21 protein-coding genes, 2 tRNA genes and 1 other RNA gene are annotated in these 19,202 nt (G+C 37.3%); 8 read left to right on the top strand and 16 right to left on the bottom strand.

Going from position 1 to position 19,202, the window contains the following annotated elements; translation table 11 throughout:
• The first annotated feature begins 194 nt into the window (after positions 1–194).
• The 3 genes from R2H34_RS04915 to R2H34_RS04905 all read left to right on the top strand — a co-directional run bounded on the left by R2H34_RS04915 (position 195) and on the right by R2H34_RS04905 (position 2,482).
• A complete protein-coding gene (locus R2H34_RS04915; protein WP_004952669.1) occupies positions 195–1,424 on the top strand; it encodes a beta-ketoacyl synthase N-terminal-like domain-containing protein in 1,230 nt (409 codons plus the stop codon).
• An 18-nt stretch (positions 1,425–1,442) separates the two neighbouring features.
• The gene (locus R2H34_RS04910; protein ID WP_004952667.1) at positions 1,443–1,895 is read left to right on the top strand and encodes a CopD family protein; all 453 of its coding nucleotides are present in this window, start codon (positions 1,443–1,445) and stop codon (positions 1,893–1,895) included.
• Between the two features lie 62 nt (positions 1,896–1,957).
• Positions 1,958–2,482, top strand: coding sequence for a hypothetical protein (locus tag R2H34_RS04905; protein ID WP_004960087.1), 525 nt, complete (start codon positions 1,958–1,960; stop codon positions 2,480–2,482).
• Between the two features lie 56 nt (positions 2,483–2,538).
• Here the strand turns inward: R2H34_RS04905 and R2H34_RS04900 are convergent, their stop codons facing one another.
• A complete protein-coding gene (locus R2H34_RS04900) occupies positions 2,539–2,703 on the bottom strand; it encodes a hypothetical protein (protein WP_004913964.1) in 165 nt (54 codons plus the stop codon).
• A gap of 835 nt (positions 2,704–3,538) precedes the next feature.
• Between R2H34_RS04900 and R2H34_RS04895 the strand changes: the two genes are divergently transcribed.
• Entirely contained in the window at positions 3,539–5,164 is a 1,626-nt protein-coding gene (locus R2H34_RS04895; RefSeq protein ID WP_004913968.1) for an NAD+ synthase, read from the top strand.
• Complete coding sequence (locus tag R2H34_RS04890; RefSeq protein ID WP_318342464.1) at positions 5,157–6,188, top strand: hypothetical protein; 1,032 nt, start codon at positions 5,157–5,159, stop codon at positions 6,186–6,188. The genes R2H34_RS04895 and R2H34_RS04890 overlap by 8 nt, the downstream gene beginning before the upstream one ends.
• Before the next feature lie 74 nt (positions 6,189–6,262).
• Here the strand turns inward: R2H34_RS04890 and R2H34_RS04885 are convergent.
• The 5 genes from R2H34_RS04885 to coaD form a co-directional block, all read right to left on the bottom strand.
• Positions 6,263–6,339: transfer RNA gene (locus R2H34_RS04885), tRNA-Met, on the bottom strand.
• A 235-nt stretch (positions 6,340–6,574) separates the two neighbouring features.
• Positions 6,575–6,651, bottom strand: a tRNA-Met gene (locus R2H34_RS04880).
• A gap of 62 nt (positions 6,652–6,713) precedes the next feature.
• Positions 6,714–7,069: RNase P RNA component class A (gene rnpB / locus R2H34_RS04875), an RNA gene on the bottom strand.
• A gap of 26 nt (positions 7,070–7,095) precedes the next feature.
• On the bottom strand, positions 7,096–7,359 hold the full coding sequence (locus tag R2H34_RS04870) for a YfhL family 4Fe-4S dicluster ferredoxin (protein ID WP_004913970.1): 264 nt from the start codon (positions 7,357–7,359) through the stop codon (positions 7,096–7,098).
• Between the two features lies 1 nt (position 7,360).
• On the bottom strand, positions 7,361–7,852 hold the full coding sequence (gene coaD, locus R2H34_RS04865; RefSeq protein ID WP_004913971.1) for a pantetheine-phosphate adenylyltransferase: 492 nt from the start codon (positions 7,850–7,852) through the stop codon (positions 7,361–7,363).
• A 130-nt stretch (positions 7,853–7,982) separates the two neighbouring features.
• Here coaD and smpB point away from each other — a divergent pair, with 130 nt between their 5' ends.
• On the top strand, positions 7,983–8,459 hold the full coding sequence (gene smpB, locus R2H34_RS04860) for an SsrA-binding protein SmpB (RefSeq protein ID WP_004663490.1): 477 nt from the start codon (positions 7,983–7,985) through the stop codon (positions 8,457–8,459).
• A 55-nt stretch (positions 8,460–8,514) separates the two neighbouring features.
• On the opposite strand, the gene R2H34_RS04855 is transcribed toward smpB, so the two are convergent.
• From R2H34_RS04855 to rluD, 10 genes are all read right to left on the bottom strand, one after another.
• On the bottom strand, positions 8,515–9,189 hold the full coding sequence (locus R2H34_RS04855) for a hypothetical protein (RefSeq protein ID WP_042892617.1): 675 nt from the start codon (positions 9,187–9,189) through the stop codon (positions 8,515–8,517).
• A gap of 32 nt (positions 9,190–9,221) precedes the next feature.
• The gene (locus tag R2H34_RS04850; protein ID WP_052417827.1) at positions 9,222–10,484 is read right to left on the bottom strand and encodes a PD-(D/E)XK nuclease family protein; all 1,263 of its coding nucleotides are present in this window, start codon (positions 10,482–10,484) and stop codon (positions 9,222–9,224) included.
• Positions 10,485–10,524: 40 nt separating this feature from the next.
• Positions 10,525–10,803: a hypothetical protein gene (locus R2H34_RS04845; protein WP_318342463.1), complete on the bottom strand. Its 279-nt coding sequence runs from the start codon at positions 10,801–10,803 to the stop codon at positions 10,525–10,527.
• Positions 10,804–10,839: 36 nt separating this feature from the next.
• Positions 10,840–11,808 carry an IS30 family transposase gene (locus R2H34_RS04840; RefSeq protein WP_014538385.1) on the bottom strand — a complete coding sequence of 323 codons (969 nt, stop codon included), beginning with the start codon at positions 11,806–11,808 and terminating at the stop codon, positions 10,840–10,842.
• Between the two features lie 94 nt (positions 11,809–11,902).
• Positions 11,903–12,412 (bottom strand): hypothetical protein, encoded by a 510-nt coding sequence (locus R2H34_RS04835; protein ID WP_318342462.1) that lies wholly within the window; start codon positions 12,410–12,412, stop codon positions 11,903–11,905.
• A complete protein-coding gene (locus R2H34_RS04830; protein ID WP_155276661.1) occupies positions 12,405–12,554 on the bottom strand; it encodes a hypothetical protein in 150 nt (49 codons plus the stop codon). Before R2H34_RS04830 ends, R2H34_RS04835 begins: the two co-directional genes overlap by 8 nt.
• Positions 12,555–12,658: 104 nt before the next feature.
• Positions 12,659–13,492, bottom strand: coding sequence for a WYL domain-containing protein (locus tag R2H34_RS04825; RefSeq protein ID WP_042892620.1), 834 nt, complete (start codon positions 13,490–13,492; stop codon positions 12,659–12,661).
• A gap of 77 nt (positions 13,493–13,569) precedes the next feature.
• The gene (locus R2H34_RS04820) at positions 13,570–14,127 is read right to left on the bottom strand and encodes a flavodoxin family protein (RefSeq protein ID WP_042892621.1); all 558 of its coding nucleotides are present in this window, start codon (positions 14,125–14,127) and stop codon (positions 13,570–13,572) included.
• Positions 14,128–14,210: 83 nt separating this feature from the next.
• A complete protein-coding gene (gene pgeF / locus R2H34_RS04815; protein ID WP_087540694.1) occupies positions 14,211–14,951 on the bottom strand; it encodes a peptidoglycan editing factor PgeF in 741 nt (246 codons plus the stop codon).
• A 19-nt stretch (positions 14,952–14,970) separates the two neighbouring features.
• A complete protein-coding gene (rluD, locus tag R2H34_RS04810) occupies positions 14,971–16,020 on the bottom strand; it encodes a 23S rRNA pseudouridine(1911/1915/1917) synthase RluD (RefSeq protein WP_026057388.1) in 1,050 nt (349 codons plus the stop codon).
• A 71-nt stretch (positions 16,021–16,091) separates the two neighbouring features.
• On the opposite strand from rluD, the gene R2H34_RS04805 reads away from it, so the two are divergent.
• Entirely contained in the window at positions 16,092–17,189 is a 1,098-nt protein-coding gene (locus R2H34_RS04805) for an outer membrane protein assembly factor BamD (protein WP_042892622.1), read from the top strand.
• A 126-nt stretch (positions 17,190–17,315) separates the two neighbouring features.
• On the top strand, positions 17,316–19,199 hold the full coding sequence (locus R2H34_RS04800) for a DNA primase (protein WP_125297621.1): 1,884 nt from the start codon (positions 17,316–17,318) through the stop codon (positions 19,197–19,199).
• Positions 19,200–19,202 lie beyond the last annotated feature (3 nt).

Below are 19,202 nucleotides of genomic sequence, written 5' to 3'. Positions count from 1 at the left end.
TCACCTTAAGTCGTTCTAAACTTACTAATCTTTACATAACTGAAAATAGACATAATATTTGCCATAAGAAATAAAAAACCTTTCTGCTATCATGGTGTCATTCACTCATGAGCCGATTTGATCGTTATTTTCTCCTGATTTTAACTATAGCGATGTTGTACAAGGCTTAGTATTACCATAAAAGGGAACTGTAAATGAAACGTGTTGTAATCACTGGTATGGGCATCAACTCATGTATCGGTAACTCTTTGGAAGAGGTTACTCATTCTCTAAAAAATGGAATCTCTGGGACACGTTTTAACCCAACTTATGCTGAACTTAATTTCAAAAGTCATGTGAGCGCAGCAGCTGTTCAAGATTTTGATGGCATTGATCGTAAATTGAAACGCTTCATGGGCGTGTGTGCGATGTATGCTTACAATGCCGCTATTGCAGCCGTTGAACATGCAGGTCTCAAACAAGAAGACCTAGCTAACAACCCAAGATACGGTATTGCTGGTGGTAGTGGCGGTAACTCAACTGCTTCTGTTGCAGAGATGGTTAAATTACTGGAAGAAAAAGGTGCACGTAAAATTGGACCTTTCTTTGTTCCACGCAACATGAGTAATACGATTACTGCAAACGTTGGTGTTGCATTAAAACTACAAGGTATTGCTCACTCTATTACTAGTGCATGTGCAACTTCTGCTGATGCAATTGGTTATGCTTACAACCTGATTCAATTAGGTAAACAAGATTTAATGCTTGCTGGTGGTGGTGAAGAAGATCACTGGTCTCAAAGCTTACTTTTTGATGCTATGGGTGCATTGTGTTCTAAATATAACGATACACCAGAAACAGCATCTCGTCCTTATTCAGCTGACCGTGACGGTTTCGTGATCGCGGGTGGTGGTGGCTTTGTGGTTCTTGAATCACTTGAGCATGCTCAAGCACGCGGTGCGAACATTTTGGCAGAAGTAGTCGCTTATGCTGCCAACAGTGACGGTGCAGATATGGTTGCTCCATCTGGGGAAGGTGCTACGCGTTGTATCCTCATGGCACTTGATGAAGCAAAACAACATGGCATTGAACAAATCGATTATGTCAATACTCACGGGACTTCAACACCTGCAGGTGACGTAACCGAATTAAAAGCAATGGAACGTGCTTTTGGCGAAGGTAATGTACCTGCACTAAGCTCAACCAAATCAATGACTGGCCACAGTTTGGGTGCAGCAGGTGTACAGGAAGCAATCTACTCTGTACTAATGATGCAAAATGACTTCATCGCACCGAACATCAACGTTACAGAACTAGATGAAGGCGCGAAAGGTTTCGATATTGTACTTGAAAAACGTGATGCAAAACTGAATACTGTCATGAGTAACAGTTTTGGCTTTGGCGGTGTTAACGCTTGCCTTATTTTCAAGAAGTGGGATGCATAATCCCACATAGGATTATCGATGGATGCACCTTCTGATGCTTTCTTGTGGGTAAAAGCATTACATATTATTGCTGTGGTGTGTTGGTTCGCTGCGTTGTTCTATCTACCACGGCTTTATGTTTATCATGCGATGAGTGAGGATGCTGTAAGTCATCAACGCTTTGAAGTAATGGAACGTAAGTTATATCGTGGCATCATGTGGCCATCAATGATTGCCACGCTTGTGACTGCCCATTTCCTTGTGGATTGGGGTGATGCCACTCGCCATTATCATGAAGCCTTATGGTTTTATCTTAAAGTGGCTTTAGTCGGACTCCTAGTCATTTACCATCTTGTATGTGGCTATTACCGAAAGAAACTCATCGGGAATGCACATTATAAATCTCATAAGTTTTGGCGCTTCTTTAATGAAATGCCAACAGTGATTTTATTTGCAGTTGTCATTCTCGTTGTTGTAAAGCCTCAGTTTTAACTGGGGCTTTTTTTATTTGAATTGAGGTCATATTTTTAATCAAATACAATTATAGAACTCAAATGAACAAACTTCTAAAGCATCGTATTGAATGGTTAAGATCTCGACTGATCTCTGAACTGATTTCCTTTCTCAACATACAAGAATTTGAGTATCGTGGCTTAACTAATGATGAAATTTCGATTGCTCAATCTGTATTTGGTGAACTCATTCATTATTCAGAAGTAAAAATTTTCAATATCCCCTATCTACCTTGGCAACCTGAAAACATATTTATAGCGCCAAATGGCAACCTGTACGTTCATCAAAAATATTTTAGTAAAGATTACTCAAAATGTTCAATCGGATTGCAAAGTCTCTTCATTCATGAACTTGCACATATTCTGCAGTTTCAGCAAAACACAAATGTGATTGTAAAAGGCGCAATATTGCAACTTGGTTATTATCTAAGTTTTAAACAATACAACCCTTACCGGTATCAATTTATAGTTGGAAAGAAATTCAATGAATATAACATTGAACAGCAAGGTGACATCGCACGTGATATTTTTCTAAAAAAAGTTCCAAATATTATTCTTCAGAAATAAAAAAAGCCCTGTCGTTTATTTACAGGGCTTTTCAGCTTGAAACATCATTAGCAATTCTATGCTGCTGTGTTTTTACTGCTCTCTGAGCTAAGTTCATGACTATCATCCATTTCAGTCGTAAAATCTACACGCATCGCATCTTTAACAATTGTACCGATACGTCCCACACCAATTGCCAATCCAAAAGCAATTACTGGATATAAGATTGTTGGAATCACCATAACTTATTACCTCTCATCAAAAGTTTAATTAATCAAACTTACTCTGACTCTTGTACTTGCTCTTGGAACATTAAAGTACCAATACGACCAACTACAACAGCTAAACCAAACGCAATTACTGGAAAAAATACAACTGACATAATCATTACCTCTCTTAACAGACCATTATTTATAAAACTATTTATTTATCATCTTGGTTTAACAAGATAGTTCCCACACGACCTACTGCGATAGCAGAACAAGACGCAACAACTAAAACTAAAAGTACTGACATTTCTATTTCCTCTTTTTATATGCGAAATGCATATTTTTACTGTTACATCTAGTGTACAGATGTTCACATTAATTAGGATAATAGCAGTGCACATTTGTACACTCAAGTGTAGCAAAAGGATTCCCGACGAACGGTCAAAAAAGACTCAATTCAATAAAATTATGTTTTTGATAGATTTAAATTTTACGAAAACTCTAATTTTTTGTATTTTTTTATCCCAATACCGAAATAATCGAAAAAAGAGTGTTTCTATTCATGTCATTGAACTGTCATTTCGGTATGCGAAAGTGACACGAAAAAAAAGAATAAATGACAATGCTAAGTTTATTCATAGTCATGCACCATCACTACGCAACCATTTAAAAATGTTGCTCTTTAAAACAGAAAAACTTGTTATTTTTACGCAGAAAAATGTGCAATTAGTATATATTAGACACCTTGTCATTTTTCTTTAAGATATAGAATGTTTGGCGCTATGATATACAACGTTCTTTAAAATTATACTTACACAAATCAAGAACTTGTATATCAACACATGTTAAGACTCAGGATTAAGTTTGAATGAAAAATTTTAAAATTGCCCTTGCCCAGTTCTCTCCGCATATTGGCAATATTGACGCAAATACTCAAAAGATGGTTGAGCAAGCAAATTTAGCAAAACAGCAGCAAGCCGATTTAATCATCTTTCCAGAATTATCAACAATCGGATATCCAGCTGAAGATTTATTGATTCGACCTAATTTAAGCAAACGCACTCAGAAAGCATTTGCACAATTAAGTGAAGTCAAAGATATCGTCATGGTATTTGGTTTTGTTCATCAAACCGAAGATGGCTACCGCTATAACTCAGCAGCCGTGATGAAAGATGGACAAGTTTTAGGGATTTATAATAAGCATAACTTGCCAAATTATGGTGTTTTTGATGAAAAACGCTACTTCCAAGAAGGTCATCAGCATCTAATTTTTGAATATTTAGGTCATAAATTTGGTGTACTTATTTGTGAAGATGTTTGGTCACTGAATACTGTTAAGCAATTAAGCCAGCTCAATGTAGAAACAGCATTGGTTCTTAATGCTTCACCTTACGAAGTAGGTAAACCGCAACATCGCATCCAAACTTTAAATGAATTAGCTAAACAGTTAAATCTCAATCTGGTTTATGTTAACCAAGTAGGTGGTCAAGATGATCTAATTTTTGATGGTTCAAGTTTTGTAACCAACAAAAATGGAGAAATCGCACTACAAGCTCCAAGTTTCCAAGAATCAATTTATTTTGTTGAATATGATGCAGAGCAAAAAGAATTCAAAAAAACTGAATCAGCCCCTGCACTTGAAACCTTTGCTGAAATTTATCAAGCACTCGTAATGGCAACTCGTGATTACGTTCAACGTTCAGGCTTCCCAGGTGTCATTTTAGGTTTATCTGGTGGTATTGATTCTGCATTAACACTTGCAATCGCAGTGGATGCGATCGGGGCAGATAAAGTTCAAGCAGTTATGATGCCATATACATACACGTCACAAATGAGTGTGGAAGATGCGACCGAGCAAGCTCGTCGTATGGGCGTAACTTTTGGTATTGCTGAGATCCACCCTATTGTAAATAGCTTTATGCAAACGCTTTATCCATTCTTTGGAAACACACCAGCTGATGCAACTGAAGAAAACTTACAAGCACGTACTCGCGGTACGCTATTGATGGGCTTATCTAATAAGTTTGGTAATCTCGTATTATCGACTGGTAACAAATCTGAAATATCAGTTGGTTACTGCACCCTTTATGGCGATATGGTTGGTGGTTTTTCTGTATTGAAAGATGTCTACAAAACCATTGTATTTGAATTAGCAAAATATCGTAATACTTTAAGTGAAACCCCTGTAATTCCAGAGCGCGTGATCAGCCGACCTCCTTCTGCCGAGTTACGCCCTGATCAAACCGACCAAGACTCTTTACCAGCTTACGATGTGCTTGATGCGATACTTTATGCATACATCGAAGAAGATCAAAGCCAAGCAGATATTATTGCGAGAGGATTTGAAGCAGAGGTGGTAGAAAAAGTGATTCGATTGGTTGATCGCAACGAATACAAACGTCGTCAAGGTGCAATCGGACCACGCATCAGCTCACGTGCTTTTAGCCGTGAACGACGCTACCCTATCGTCAACGGATGGACAACGAATGACTGAAAAAATTGTTTCTGAAAAGTCACAATTACTTGCTCAAGCACTTATGCTTGAGCAAGTGGCCTTTTATAAAAACCAACTCACGACACAACTCTCACCCGAGTTTTTCCAACAGTTTATTCAGCTTTTTTTACAACATGCTCCGAATATAAAACTGAAAGAAGTTGTAGAGCTTGATCAAATTCAAGCTGTAGTTAAACGCTATGCTTTTGAAATGCAATTAGGTGCTGGACTATTAGAATTCATTGGAGAAATTGCCCAACATCTTCATGTTTTTTCCCTGCAATCCTCAGCACAACTCCAAGATGTATTCTCAGATCATCAATTTGAAATGTGGCTATCTAAAATCTTAGAATTAGATAATATTCGACAATATTTGAATAAATTTCTAAAAGAAAGCCCATCCATTGAGCAGCTCTGCTTATATATAGCAACCTCTACACTACAAAATAAATTACCCAAACTATTTGCTACAGCTGATGAAGAAAAAGCTCAAGATAGTAAATATGAATGGCAGCAGAAATTAAAAACTTTTTCCTATCGCCAACAACAACGTATTGAGCAAAAAATAGAAGAAAGTATTGCACGCTTTATTCAAGAACAACTTGTTGATTTGAGTCTATTATCAAATGATGATCTAGAAAGTTTGGCACGCAATATATGGGACGATAATAAATCTAAACCACTCTCTGAATACACTAAGCAAGTCACTCCTCTAGATGTAGAAGAGTTCTTTGTGATGATCTATGAGTATTGGAAAGAATTACGCCAGTCTTCATTTTTGCAAGATCTGATTCTCTATGGCGTTAAAGTTTTCTATGATTTTTATAAAGATGAAAGCCTACAAGATGTTTTCACAGCTATTGGCTTGGAAGAAAGCGATCTACGCAATGAGGCAGTTCGTTTTTATCCAAAAGTGGTTAAAGCCTTAGATGAACATAATGTGTTAGAACCCATTATTCACATGGTTTTAAAACCTTTCTACGACAACCCTCAGACCCTACAAGTTATCGAAAAACATCTCTAATCTAGCTCAAGTCAGCGCTGAGTAGAAAAAAACTATAGATAAAAAGAAACCACGCAGGAGCGTGGTTTTTAAAATGGTGGCTATGACGAGACTTGAACTTGTGACCCCCGCATTATGAGTGCGGTGCTCTAACCAACTGAGCTACATAGCCGTAAACTGTGTGCGCATTATCTAGTGTTCCGCTTAAACGGTCAAGTCTATGACGTTGAAAATATGGAACATATGAACAGTTTTTATTCTTTTAAATCACATTTGATCATTTTTCGGCAATTTCATAAAAATATAAAGACTTAACTAAACTGTAAAATTAGTTTGTTAAAAAGGTATTTGAAAAATTATAAAAACTATAGACAAAAAGAGACCACGCAGGAGCGTGGTCTATAAAATGGTGGCTATGACGAGACTTGAACTTGTGACCCCCGCATTATGAGTGCGGTGCTCTAACCAACTGAGCTACATAGCCGAAAACTGTGGGCGCATTATCTTAACTTTCGCTACACACGTCAAGCACAATTTTCAAAAAAACTTAGAAGTGGGCCTATAAGCCGGGTTCTGTCGAGGACGATCATTCCTCTAGGCGTACAATCACTCATACGCTCAAGCGACCTACCCGAATCCAGTACGGGCCGTACCTCAGGATTCCTATTTGGTCTTGCTTCTGGTGGGGTTTACCTTGCCGTGAACTGTTACCAGACACGCGGTGCGCTCTTACCGCACCCTTTCACCCTTACCTCACGAATGAGGCGGTCTACTCTCTGCTGCACTTGCCGTCGGCTTTCGCCGCCCAGGCGTTACCTGGCACCCTGCCCTATGAAGCCCGGACTTTCCTCCCCTGCTTCAGTCACGGAGACCTCCACAGCAGCGACCGTCCAGCCCACTTCGAGGCGCATATTATCAAAGTTCAAAGTTAATTGCTTGTATTTTTTTGCGCTGTCAATTTTTTATATTTTTCCATCAGTTGGTCTTGTGACTCAACATGATTGGGATCAAGAGGAATACAATCAACTGGACAAAATAGTTGGCACTGCGGTTTGTCATGATGACCCACGCACTCAGTACAAAGCGCAGGATCAATCTCATAGATTGATTCCCCCATATAAATTGCTTCATTGGGACATACAGGCTCACAGACATCACAATTGATGCATTCATCTGTTATATATAAAGACACGCTACCAACCTTGTTGATGTTTACGCTCAAATGCCTGAACGACGACAGCAGGCACGAACTTGGTTACATCACCCTTTAAACGAGCGATTTCACGAACTAATGTCGATGAAATAAATGAGTATTGCTCTGAAGGCGTTAGAAATACAGACTCAAAATGAGGATCAAGCTGACGATTCATATTGGCTAATTGGAATTCATATTCAAAGTCAGAAATCGCTCTTAGACCACGAAGTACAGCTGTAGCACGTTGTTCACGGAAAAAATTAACCAACAAGCCATCAAATCCTACAAACTCAACATTGGTTAAATGACTTAATGATGCTTTGGCTAACTCAACACGCTCTTCTAAACTAAACACAGGATTTTTATGATGACCAATTGCAATTGCAACAACAACTTCATCAAACATTTTTGATGCTCTTGCAACTAAATCAACATGTCCATTGGTAATTGGATCAAAGGTCCCTGGATAAATCACACGTGTTTTAGACATGCGTTGTACTCTAAGTGAATGAGATAAGGCATGTATTTTAACAAAAGTTCGCAATAAACGCGAAATTCCTAAACAATGGAAAAAGGTTACGTTTTACGGCACAATAGATGCAATTGTGGAAGTTTGAATTATGGCGCAAGCAACAGTTGTAAAAAAACATAATGGTGGCACGATTGCTCAGAATAAAAGAGCGCGTCACGATTACTTTATCGAAGAAAAATTTGAAGCAGGCATGTCACTTCAGGGTTGGGAAGTAAAATCCTTACGTGCTGGACGTATGACCTTGTCTGAAAGTTATGTCATTTTTAAAAATGGTGAAGCCTTTTTATTTGGTTCACAGATTCAGCCTTTATTGTCTGCATCAACCCATGTCGTACCTGAATCGACACGTACACGAAAGTTATTATTATCTCGTCGTGAACTAGAAAAGTTACTAGGTGCTGTGAACCAAAAAGGTTATTCATGTGTTCCTTTAGCTTGCTATTGGAAAGGTCACTTGGTTAAGCTCGAAATTGCGTTGGTCAAAGGTAAGCAATTACATGACAAACGTGCTACGGAAAAAGACCGTGATTGGCAGCGTGATAAAGCACGTATGTTGCATAAATAGTTTTCTAAAAAAGAGCTTTGTATCAAACAAAGCTCTTTTAAATATACTTACTGATTTATACTGTTTCTTCTTCAACACGACCAAACTTTGCAATCGCAGCTTGTACAATTTTGTCAAAATAAGGATGGGCTTGTTCTAATATATCTAAAGCATCGGTAATTGGGGTTAATGCTTCTACAAGATCATTATTTTCAAAACCTTCAATAACATTTTTGGGTTCTATACCATCTACAATTAAATACCAAAAACCATTTAAAGCATTAAATTTCAAACCTTCTTGTTCAATCTGCGGTATTAATTGATTTTGCTCATTTGCAAATTTACTCCATTTCGTTTTATTCACTTTTTCTTTATAATTATCATAGTATGGAGAAAACCTAAAAACTATACGCTCAACATCATTTTTTATAAATGTACTCAACCACCAATAATTAGAATCACCTCCAATTATACTACTTTCACAATCTAAATTATAGCGCGCATAAAAATTCTGATATTTAAACTCATCTCCTTGCTTTGCTTTCCAAGACTTTGGTGCAAACTGAAGTAAACAGCTCCCATTTAAATCAAAGGTTCCATCCCAATTTTCTAAACCATAAATATGCTCTTGAACAATCGTATCTACAGCCACCAACAATTCATAGCTTATTTCTTCTTCAAGCAAAGTTTTTGCCTGCTCCAAATATTGAATATTCTCAATGATTAATTTTACCGCTTTAATATTGCTCACTATTTTCTCCAAAATTAAGTGATTAGATTTGATTAAAATGTTTTAATATGATCAGCAAACTGCTTTGCTAACCATGCACTATGATTATTTACATCTGACGTTTTTGCATATTGATATAAAATTTTTGAAATAGCTGACCAAGATACTGGAATTAGCCTATTTTTTTTATCATTACGTAAATTATCATGTATCAATTTAGTATTCTCATCCTTATCATTTAACAGAGCATCTTTAATGACTTGCTCATTTGTTGATAAACAACCTGTTTTTGTTAAATAAATAATAGCCCAGTCTTTACTTATATTTTTAGTTTTTAACATTGCTTCGCGATAATATCGTTTAAGTTGATCAACACCCTCATTTGCATATATTTTAACCTCAATAAATAACAAAAATTCAGATGTATCAATTTCTATATCTACCCGATTTTCCAAATTACCCAGTGGAGAACATTCATCTATAGCAGAATAATTTTTAGGTTGGTACTGGTGAAATCGTGGTGGTAATAATTTCAGCAACATTAATAAAATTATATTTCCTTGGCCATGATCACCACGGCAGTCTAGAAACCATTTTAGGACTGGACTATTTCGGACTTCCTTGGTTCCTAAACCTGCTGCCGTCCAAACATTTGCTGATAACCCTTGTGCTCTTGCTTCACGTATTGGTTCTACTGCTATATTAAAATCTTTAAAAAAGTTTTCCAAAGCCATGCTATCTACAAATAAAGGCTGTTCAGGAACTTCCTCGATCGAGGGTAAATCTCTAAATTTCTTAAAGAATAGGTCTAATTTTTGTTCAAAAGTAAGTTGCTGTTGTACAACTTCCTTTTTTTGTGAGCTTATTTCTATCCAATCACTAAAAAATCGACTTAATTGAGTAGAAAAATCAAGTTGCTCATCAACTATCATACTGTTTTCAATTTTGTTTGCTAACTCAATAATCTGTTCATCTTTTTTAGAAACTTCAAGTTCGTGTACTTCTGGCTCTAGTGAAATTTCAAACTGATAAATGTCCCCCTCCTCTTTCCAATTTCCAGAAAACATCTCGTACGAGTCATCCTCAAAAGATCCTTCTAATGCATAATCTAAACTAAATTTTCCTGTCAAATCAGTGTATTCAATATCACCTTTTGAAGTTTGAAATTCAGTCGTTTTATTCAATACGACTCTCCCAGAAAAATCTTGTCTATATTCTGTTGAATAGCCATTGAATAAGATAATAAATTCATCATTACTGCTAATAACTCTAGTTATTTTTGTGGGGCGTCCATCCCAATAAATTTCACCTAACATAAAATTCACTCATAAATTATTTTACTAAGTCCTAGAGCAATTAGTTTATTTGCTCTAAATCTAAATAATATTTCTTTGCTTTATTTTGAATATCATCAAATATATCAAAACTCTCGTTCACCTTTTTCAAAACTTTTTCAATAGGTTCTAAAGTTTTATCTAGCTTCCCTTGCTCATACTCTTTTATAAATAATTCAGAATCGAGTAGATCAATTTTCATCTCAAAAAAAGTGCCATGTCCTTCTAACTCAAATCCTTTATCTTCCAATTTTTTGTATTGCATCAAAGTGTTTTTTCTAAACTCATTCCAATCGCACATTTCTCGATAAACTCTGAGATCAGAAGCTTGGCGAATTCAAACATGAGGTGCGACAGTTTGAAAAGTCTTATGATAATCAACAAGCTGAGCAAATTTCTCTAATGGTGTAAGCCAATCTAACGCTTTTCTAGGACGAGTATTCAGTGACATGGCAACTTGATTTAAATAATGCTGATCTGCCTGATTTAAATCAATCCCTTTAGGTAAATATTGCCTAATTAAACCATTCATATTTTCGCATGTGCCTTTTTGCCAGGGTGAATGTGGGTCACAGAAATATACATCTATGCCTAAATCTTCTTCAAGTATTTTATGTTCTGCCATCTCGCGTCCACGGTCATAGGTCAACGTTTTACGCAGTTCTGCAGGTAAATATTTCAGAGCTTCAGTTAAAGCCTTGCGCACTGATTCTGCCTTTGCATCAGGTAATGTTGCCAAGATACAGAGCCGTGTATTTCGTTCAATAAGTGTTGCTATCGAACTTTTATTGTCTTTACCTTTAATTAAATCAGCTTCCCAATGACCCGGTATTTTTCTTTCTTGAACTTCGGCTGGGCGCTCATGAATAGTTTTAATATCCTGTAATATAGAATCTTTTTTAGGTTCACCGTTAGCTTTTCGCTTTTTATTTTCATGACGTAGACAGGATAATAAGTCTTTTTTCAACTCACCCTTGGGTAATGCTCGTATCGTTGAATAAATCGTTGTATGGCTTACATTCATTGTTTGATCCAAATCAGGAAATGTCTTTAAACGCTTTGCTATTTGCTGAGGAGACCATAAACAACGGATCGCTTCAACAATAAATTTCCAGAGGATTGAATCGATTTTGAGTTTTCTGTGACCACGTCTACGTCTAGCAAAAGTGTTATCAGAAGCATATCGAGCTTGATAAACGTCATTGATGCTATTTCTTTTAAGCTCACGATAGATCGTACTAGGATGTCTTTTAATAAGTTCAGCAAATTTTCTGGCTGAAAAGCCTTCTTTTCTTGACTCAAGCATTAATGCAGTACGATCTTCAAAGTTAAGATGATGGTATGACAATTTTATATACTCCATAAACCCTTTAAATTAATTAGGTGGTTTATGTCGCACTTCAAGTTTTACTCTGCCCTTCTTTCGTAAGATCTTCATATTGAAATGACAATCCACGAATTAAATTATAATTAAGGAAAAATTGTATAGTCATATATCCTTGATCGTGCCTAAAAAAGTTAGAAGTCGGGAATCTGTTATTATTAATCTGAAATTCTTCATTAGGATTGTAATTGTACCCTCTGTCATAATGAGTGAGCTTAAAAAAAGCATAACTGTGCAAGATATTACTATGCTTTTCATCAGCTTTAGGATGAATCCAACTTTGTGGAGTAAACCATAACTCTCTAAATTCAAACTTCGCACTTATTTCCCATATCGTCGTTTGCCAATCTAACTCAAGGACAATAGAGTTTTCAGAGTTATGTATCATAGCTTCTATATCAGTAAAAATTTTATGCGAAATTTTTTCTTCTAAAACATAAGCCTGCTGAATAATAGTAGGCAGGTTATTCAATATAAACTTTATGGATGCATCATTTTCAAAGCTATTATCTTGGAGCTTAATCATTGATCAGGCTCTCCAAACTCACTATTGAATCACCATGATCATTTCTTTCTAACGCAACACTTGCTCTATAAACAATTTCATGACGAAGCTCTTGTGGTGCTATGATTTGAATCAAGTGAGCTTTCTCTACCAACCAATTCATTAAACTCATTGTAATAAAAATCGTAGTCCTCAATTCATAATATTCATGATCTTTGATTTGTTGAATATCCTGATTAGCACAAATAGGTTTAAGTTTTAATTCCTCTAATAACTCTTTGTGAAATACAAAAAAATCTCCTGCTCCGCTCTATCAAAATAAGAATTTTCAAATTCCCGTTCATCTACAAGAATATCAATATCGTAATCATTAATATCAACATGAGCTTTTTCTTCAATTATATTGACCTCATCAAATCTGAATAGATTAAACGTTCTGAGCTCACTTTTACTCCCTACTATTTTACTTGCAATTAAGTATGGCTGCTGTCCATGCTGAATAATGCCTTGTGGTTTTAAAATATATTTAGTTTGCTCACTGCTTCCTTCTTTACGGTACAATGCACTGATCCATAAATTATCATCTAGCAAAGCTTCATAAATCTTTTGTGTAGCAAGTGTTGATTGCTCTTCTCTATTAATTTTCCCATATCCATCAGGTACAAATCTTATTTTGCTATGCCATGACCCGATTTGGGTATCCTTTTCTAATTGTTGTTCCGCAGCTTCGAAAAAACCTTTCACCTTCTTGTAAATATTATTAGGTAAATTGTGACTTAGATATTCTTTTGCCATCACTAGAACCAACGCAAGCTCGGAACTAAATTGTTCTATGCATGCATTTTTACTTAAGCAAAAACTAGATGCATGACGACCACTTGCTTTAACCTCTATTAAGGTTCCAGAAACCAAAATAAATTCAATTGTTTTTAAATCACGTAATATATTCTTTTTTAATGATCTCTCATCAATTTCATTATTATAGAAATGTCGAACTTTATGTTTTAACTCTTCAATAGGATACGCTTTTTGCGGTTCTCGTGGTAAAGCATGGTAAAGATTAAGTATTCTCTCTACTTGGCTCGAAATTGATTTATCCATGATGCAATCTCATTAATCATATGGTTGAAATGAGAATAGCACCCCTGTGAGACAAACAGTGTCTCACAAAATATTTTTTACTTTTTTAATTCTGCTAAATATTTGCCAAATTTACGTGCGGTTTCTAAATCACCTTCTGGTGGTGTTACTTCGACGCTTGCATTATCTGATTGAGTCATTAAACCTAGAAAGCTGGACATACGGTTAATATCTGATGGGCTTCGTCCTGTTGGCATAAACGGCAAACCCGCCCATAACATGCCATGCTGCATCGCAAACAGATTGATCTGTTGCAACACCGCCAATTTATCACCACTTAATCCACCACCATTGGTAAAGCCCGCAGCTATTTTGCCTTGCCAAGTTCGCGCAAGCCATCGCTTAGACGAGTCTTCCATGAATTGCTTGAGCGCAGAAGTCAGACTACCCATATAAGTTGGGCAACCCATTACGATCACATCAGCTTGATCGATTAAATCCCACTGTGGAGCAGCAACAGAAATGAGATGCACTTCTGCCCCTCCCTGTTCCGCACCTTGAGCAATATGTTGAGCAACTTTTGCAGTATGTCCATAAGGACTATGAAAAATTACACAAACTTGAACTTTAGGAGTTTCTTGATCAATAAAAGACATGGAAAATTTAAAAACCAATGAATTGAATCAAGTTTAACATTTTTCATCACAACTAAGCGAATCAACTGCTTATTGAATTAAAATTATTGCATAAACACAAATGTTGCCATACGTCCTGTTTTAGAATCTCGACGATAAGAAAAATAATCTGTTGTTTGTTGAAATGAACATTGATTGCCACCCAAAACATTCTGCACACCTAAGCGATTTAAAATAAACCGAGCGATTGCATATAAATCAGCTAAATATTTACCCTCAGTCTGTCCTGAGATAAATGCAAATTCCAGTTCAGTATATTTTTCACAGAATGCAGCTTTCACCTCTGCCCCGACCTCAAAGCAAGGTTGACTAATCGCAGCTCCTAACCACGCCCATTCTGGCTGTGATTGCATCTGAGCGACGGTATTTTCAATGATACCATTCGCCAAACCTCTCCAGCCTGCATGTAGATTAGCAACCTCTGTACCCTCAGCATTTCCTAAAACAACTGGTAAACAATCCGCTGTCATCATCATGAGTGCATGTCCTGCACGCTGCGTGACTAAGCCATCGCCTTCAGGGGCATTAAATGGAATTTGTTCATTGATAGTTAGACAAATCGTGCTGTGCGTTTGTGTCATCCATGTAATCTTATCAACACCATAGTTTGATAGTTGATTAAGCAAAATCATGCGATGTTGCTGAACTCGCTGTGCCTCATCATTAACATGCAATGCTAAATTAAATCCTTTTAGATTTTGATTTGGCGTTGCAATCGCTTGAGGATGCTCAATACACGTTTGACCGACGTAAACACCTTTAGGCAAACCTTGTACAAATTCCATATTTTATTCCAAAGATCGTTTAATAAGCCTTATTTTCAGTGCGCAATACTTCAACCAATTGCTTAAAGTCCTCAGGCCACGGCGCTTCAAACATCATTTCTTCACCAGTGCGAGGATGAACGAGACCAAGTTTTGCTGCATGCAATGCTTGACGTTTAAAGCTACGCAACATATCAATCAATGTTTCAGAAGCGCCAGCAGGTAAACGCACACGATTTACATAAACTGGATCACCGACCAAACCATATCCTAGATAGCTAAAATGCACGCGGATCTGATGAGTACGTCCTGTTTCTAGTTGCGCTTGAACGCGAGTAAAATCTCTAAATCGTTCTTTCACGTTATAGTGAGTTACCGCTTCTCGACCACCAGGTAGGATCGCCATTTTCACGCGATCGACTGGATGTCTTTTAATCGGCTCATCAATCGTTCCACCAGCGATAATGTTTCCATAAACCACTAGATCATATACACGATAGACTGTTTTTTTAGCGAGTTGTTTACTTAGCGAAAATTGAGCTTCTAGATTTTTGGCAACAACCAATAAACCACTGGTATCCTTATCAATACGATGAACCAAACCAGCTCGAGAAAGTTCTGCAAGTTTTGGCGCATGATAAAGTAATGCATTTACCAGTGTTCCCGATGGATTACCTGCACCTGGATGAACAACCATCCCTACTTCTTTATTGATCACGATAATATCATCATCTTCATATACGACATTGAGTGGTATATTTTCAGGCTGGCTTGTCGTTTGTGCTTCTAACTCAACTTCTAAGGTTAAAAGTTCATTGCCTTCACAACGATACTTCGGTTTTACGATGTTACCATTTACCAACAGATGACCGTCTTTCATCCACTGTTTAAGTTTTTCTCGCGAAAATTCGCTCCATACCATAGCCGCGACTTGGTCGATACGCTGACCGAGATACTCTTCATCGAGTTGTATTTGCAACGATAAACGTGTTGCAGTTGAGTCAGAATTATGATTATCTGCATCCACAGAATCTTCGAGTAAGAAATCTGTTTCAGAGAAGTTTGAATTGGAAGATTGTGCTGAAGTCATTTGATGATCGGTACAAAAATGGTTTAATAGAACCATTGTAGCTCATTGCCCAGAATAACAGAGGAGTTTTTATGTCGCTACCACGTTATAAAATTACGATGCTTGCACTTTCTTTAGGTGTAGCGTCTGCATTTGTGGGCTGTAGCAGCAATCCAAGTAAAAAAGAAGTGGTTGATAAAGGACCACAATCAAGTGAGCAAGTTTATTTCGAAAAAGCACAAAAGTCTCTTGATCGCAATCAATACACTGATGCGGTTAAATCTCTTGAAGCGTTAGATACCTACTATCCAACAGGACGCTACACGCAACAAGCTCAACTTGAACTTCTCTATGCAAAATTCAAACAGAAAGATTATGAAGGCACGATTGCGCTTGCAGAGCGTTTTATCCGTCTAAATCCACAGCATCCAAATGTTGATTATGCTTATTATGTTCGTGGCGTAGCGAACATGGAAATGAACTACGACAGCTTAATTCGTTACACCTCTTTACAGCAGTCACATCGTGATGTGAGCTATGTAAAAGTTGCATATCAGAATTTTGTGGATTTAATTCGCCGTTTCCCAAGCAGTAAATATTCTGTTGATGCGGCTCAACGCATGAAATTTATTGGTCAAGAATTAGCTGAAAGTGAAATGAATGCGGCACGTTTTAATATCCAACGTAAAGCATGGTTGGCTGCAGCTGAGCGCGCACAATGGGTGATTGAGCATTATCCTCAAACACCTCAAACACCTGAAGCTTTAGCGACACTTGCCTACAGCTATCAAAAACTTGGCGACAATTCGACTGCACAGCAGTATATCGAAATTCTAAAACTCAATTATCCAAACCTTGTGAAATCAAACGGTGAAGTCAATCTACGCGCTGCTCGCAAAGAAGGTAGTTGGGTAAATCGTGCTACTTTGGGCTTGTTAGGTCGTGAATCTAAAACAGTTGAAGTGAAAGAAGAAGTTAAAACTGAAGCTCAACAGCGCAGCCTAACCAACCGCCTAAGTTTTGGTTTACTTGATAAATCTGAAACAGAGTCAACCTCTCAACCTGAAGCCGTTGTCACACCAGTAGCACCAGCTGAAAATAATAAGCCTAGTTGGACAAATCGTCTTAGCTTTGGGCTTTTAGATAAACCAGAAGCAACAAACTCATCAGAAGACGATGCTGCAAACTAATTTGCAATCATCTGATACATCAAACAGGCAAGACTCTCCTTGCCTGTTTTTTATTTTATGCAACAATAATTTCTGACATTTTGCTCGGCAAAATATTTCACTTTCTACCTGAATGGTTAAATGCACATGGCGATTCCACAACATACGATTGATCAGATTTTAGATCGAACCGACATTGTCGATTTGATTGGTCAACGTGTGAAGTTAAAAAAGACTGGGCGTACCTATTCTGGCTGTTGTCCCTTCCATCAAGAAAAGTCCCCCTCATTCCACGTTTACCGTGATAAACAGTACTATCACTGCTTCGGTTGTCAGGCAAATGGCAATGCTATTCGTTTTTTAATGGATATTGATGGTCGTAACTTTGTTGATGTAATGAAGGAACTATCTGATAAAACAGGTATCGATTTACCCAAGGATAACCAAGATAATAAAAAACTATCCTACAAACGTAGTTCTCAGACTATTACAAAAACAGCACCAACTGTAGCACAAGAGCCCCATACAACTCCGCCTACTGCTGTTGATGACTATACCGATGGGCACTTTGTAGATATGGATCGTTTCATAGATGATCCCTTTGCGCAGTTTGATCCGTCTTTCTCATTTGAAGAAAATGTACAAGAAGGCAATTTATATGACCTTCTTGAAAATGTTGCTCAATTTTATGAGCGTCAGCTACCTAATAGTCAAAAAGCTCAGAATTATTTTAAGCAGCGCGGCTTGTCACCACAAACCATTCAATTTTGGCGTTTAGGTTACGCGCCCGAAGACTGGCAGCATTTAGAAAAAGCTTTCCCTCAAGATATTGAAGGCTTAAAGCAACTTGGCTTAATTCGATCTAGTGATAGTGGACGTGATTTTGATTTGTTACGCGAACGTGTGATCTTCCCGATCCGTGATCACAAAGGACGTGTGGTCGGTTTTGGTGGTCGTGCATTAAATGATGAAATTAAACCCAAATACATCAACTCACCTGATTCAGAAGTTTTTCACAAGAACCAATTACTTTATGGTTTATATGAGGGCCGTAAACTTAAAGCCAATGATTGGTTGATGGTTGAAGGTTATATGGATGTCATCGCCTTGCAGCAATATGGCATTAATGGTGCTGTCGCCACTCTTGGAACAGCAAGTAATGCAGATCACTTAACCACATTATTTAAGCAAAATTCGCGAATCACAATCGCTTTCGATGGTGATACTGCAGGTCAAAAAGCAGCACGTCGTACATTAGAAATCGCATTACCACTTCTTAATGATGGGCGTGAATTAAAGTTTTTTGTATTACCCAATGAGCATGATCCTGACTCTTTGATTCGTCGAGAAGGTTTAGAAAACTTCCAAAGGCTATTGCAACAATCACCACTGTTGTCTGACTTCGTATTTGCCCATTTAACAGGGCAACATGATGTCAGCACACCTGAAGGTAAAAGTTTAGTCATGGGAGAACTACGAGAATTAACGGAGTTATTACCCAAACATGGTTCTTTCCGTTATTTGCTCACCCAATCTTTCCGTGAAAAACTTGGCTTGGGTAAACGCTTTACCCCACAAATTAGTCATGATGCTTCGCTTTCTTTTAATATCCAAACCAAAGATGAAGATTTTGCGATCGCTATTTTGATGCATCACCCCTATCTTTATATCCATTTTGAAGAATTACGTGCGGTGATTGATCAAACAGAATTGTTAGCCAAGATTTTAGCCGTACTAAATATCGTGTTTGATGATCTACCTGATGATCAAGAGTTAGCTACTTATTATGTACTCGGTGCATGTAGCAATTTTAGCCATGAGATTGCTGATATTATGCAACGCACCAATATTCAATCATTAACTCAGGCACCTGAAATTGCAGATAAATTAGCAAAGGAATATGCTCTAGGTTTACAGGAAAAATATTTAAGATTAAAACTTAAATCACCAATTACACTGATTGAATCACGCAACTTACGTCAGCAATTGAATGAATTAACTAAGCAAATTAGCTTACGCTTACTATCCTAATTT

It is taken from the genome of Acinetobacter sp. 16 (genome assembly GCF_033439925.1).
Taxonomy (GTDB): Bacteria; Pseudomonadota; Gammaproteobacteria; order Pseudomonadales; family Moraxellaceae; genus Acinetobacter; species Acinetobacter junii.
Note: the sequence above shows the minus strand (reverse complement) of the source record. Positions and strands in the feature narration are given on the sequence as shown.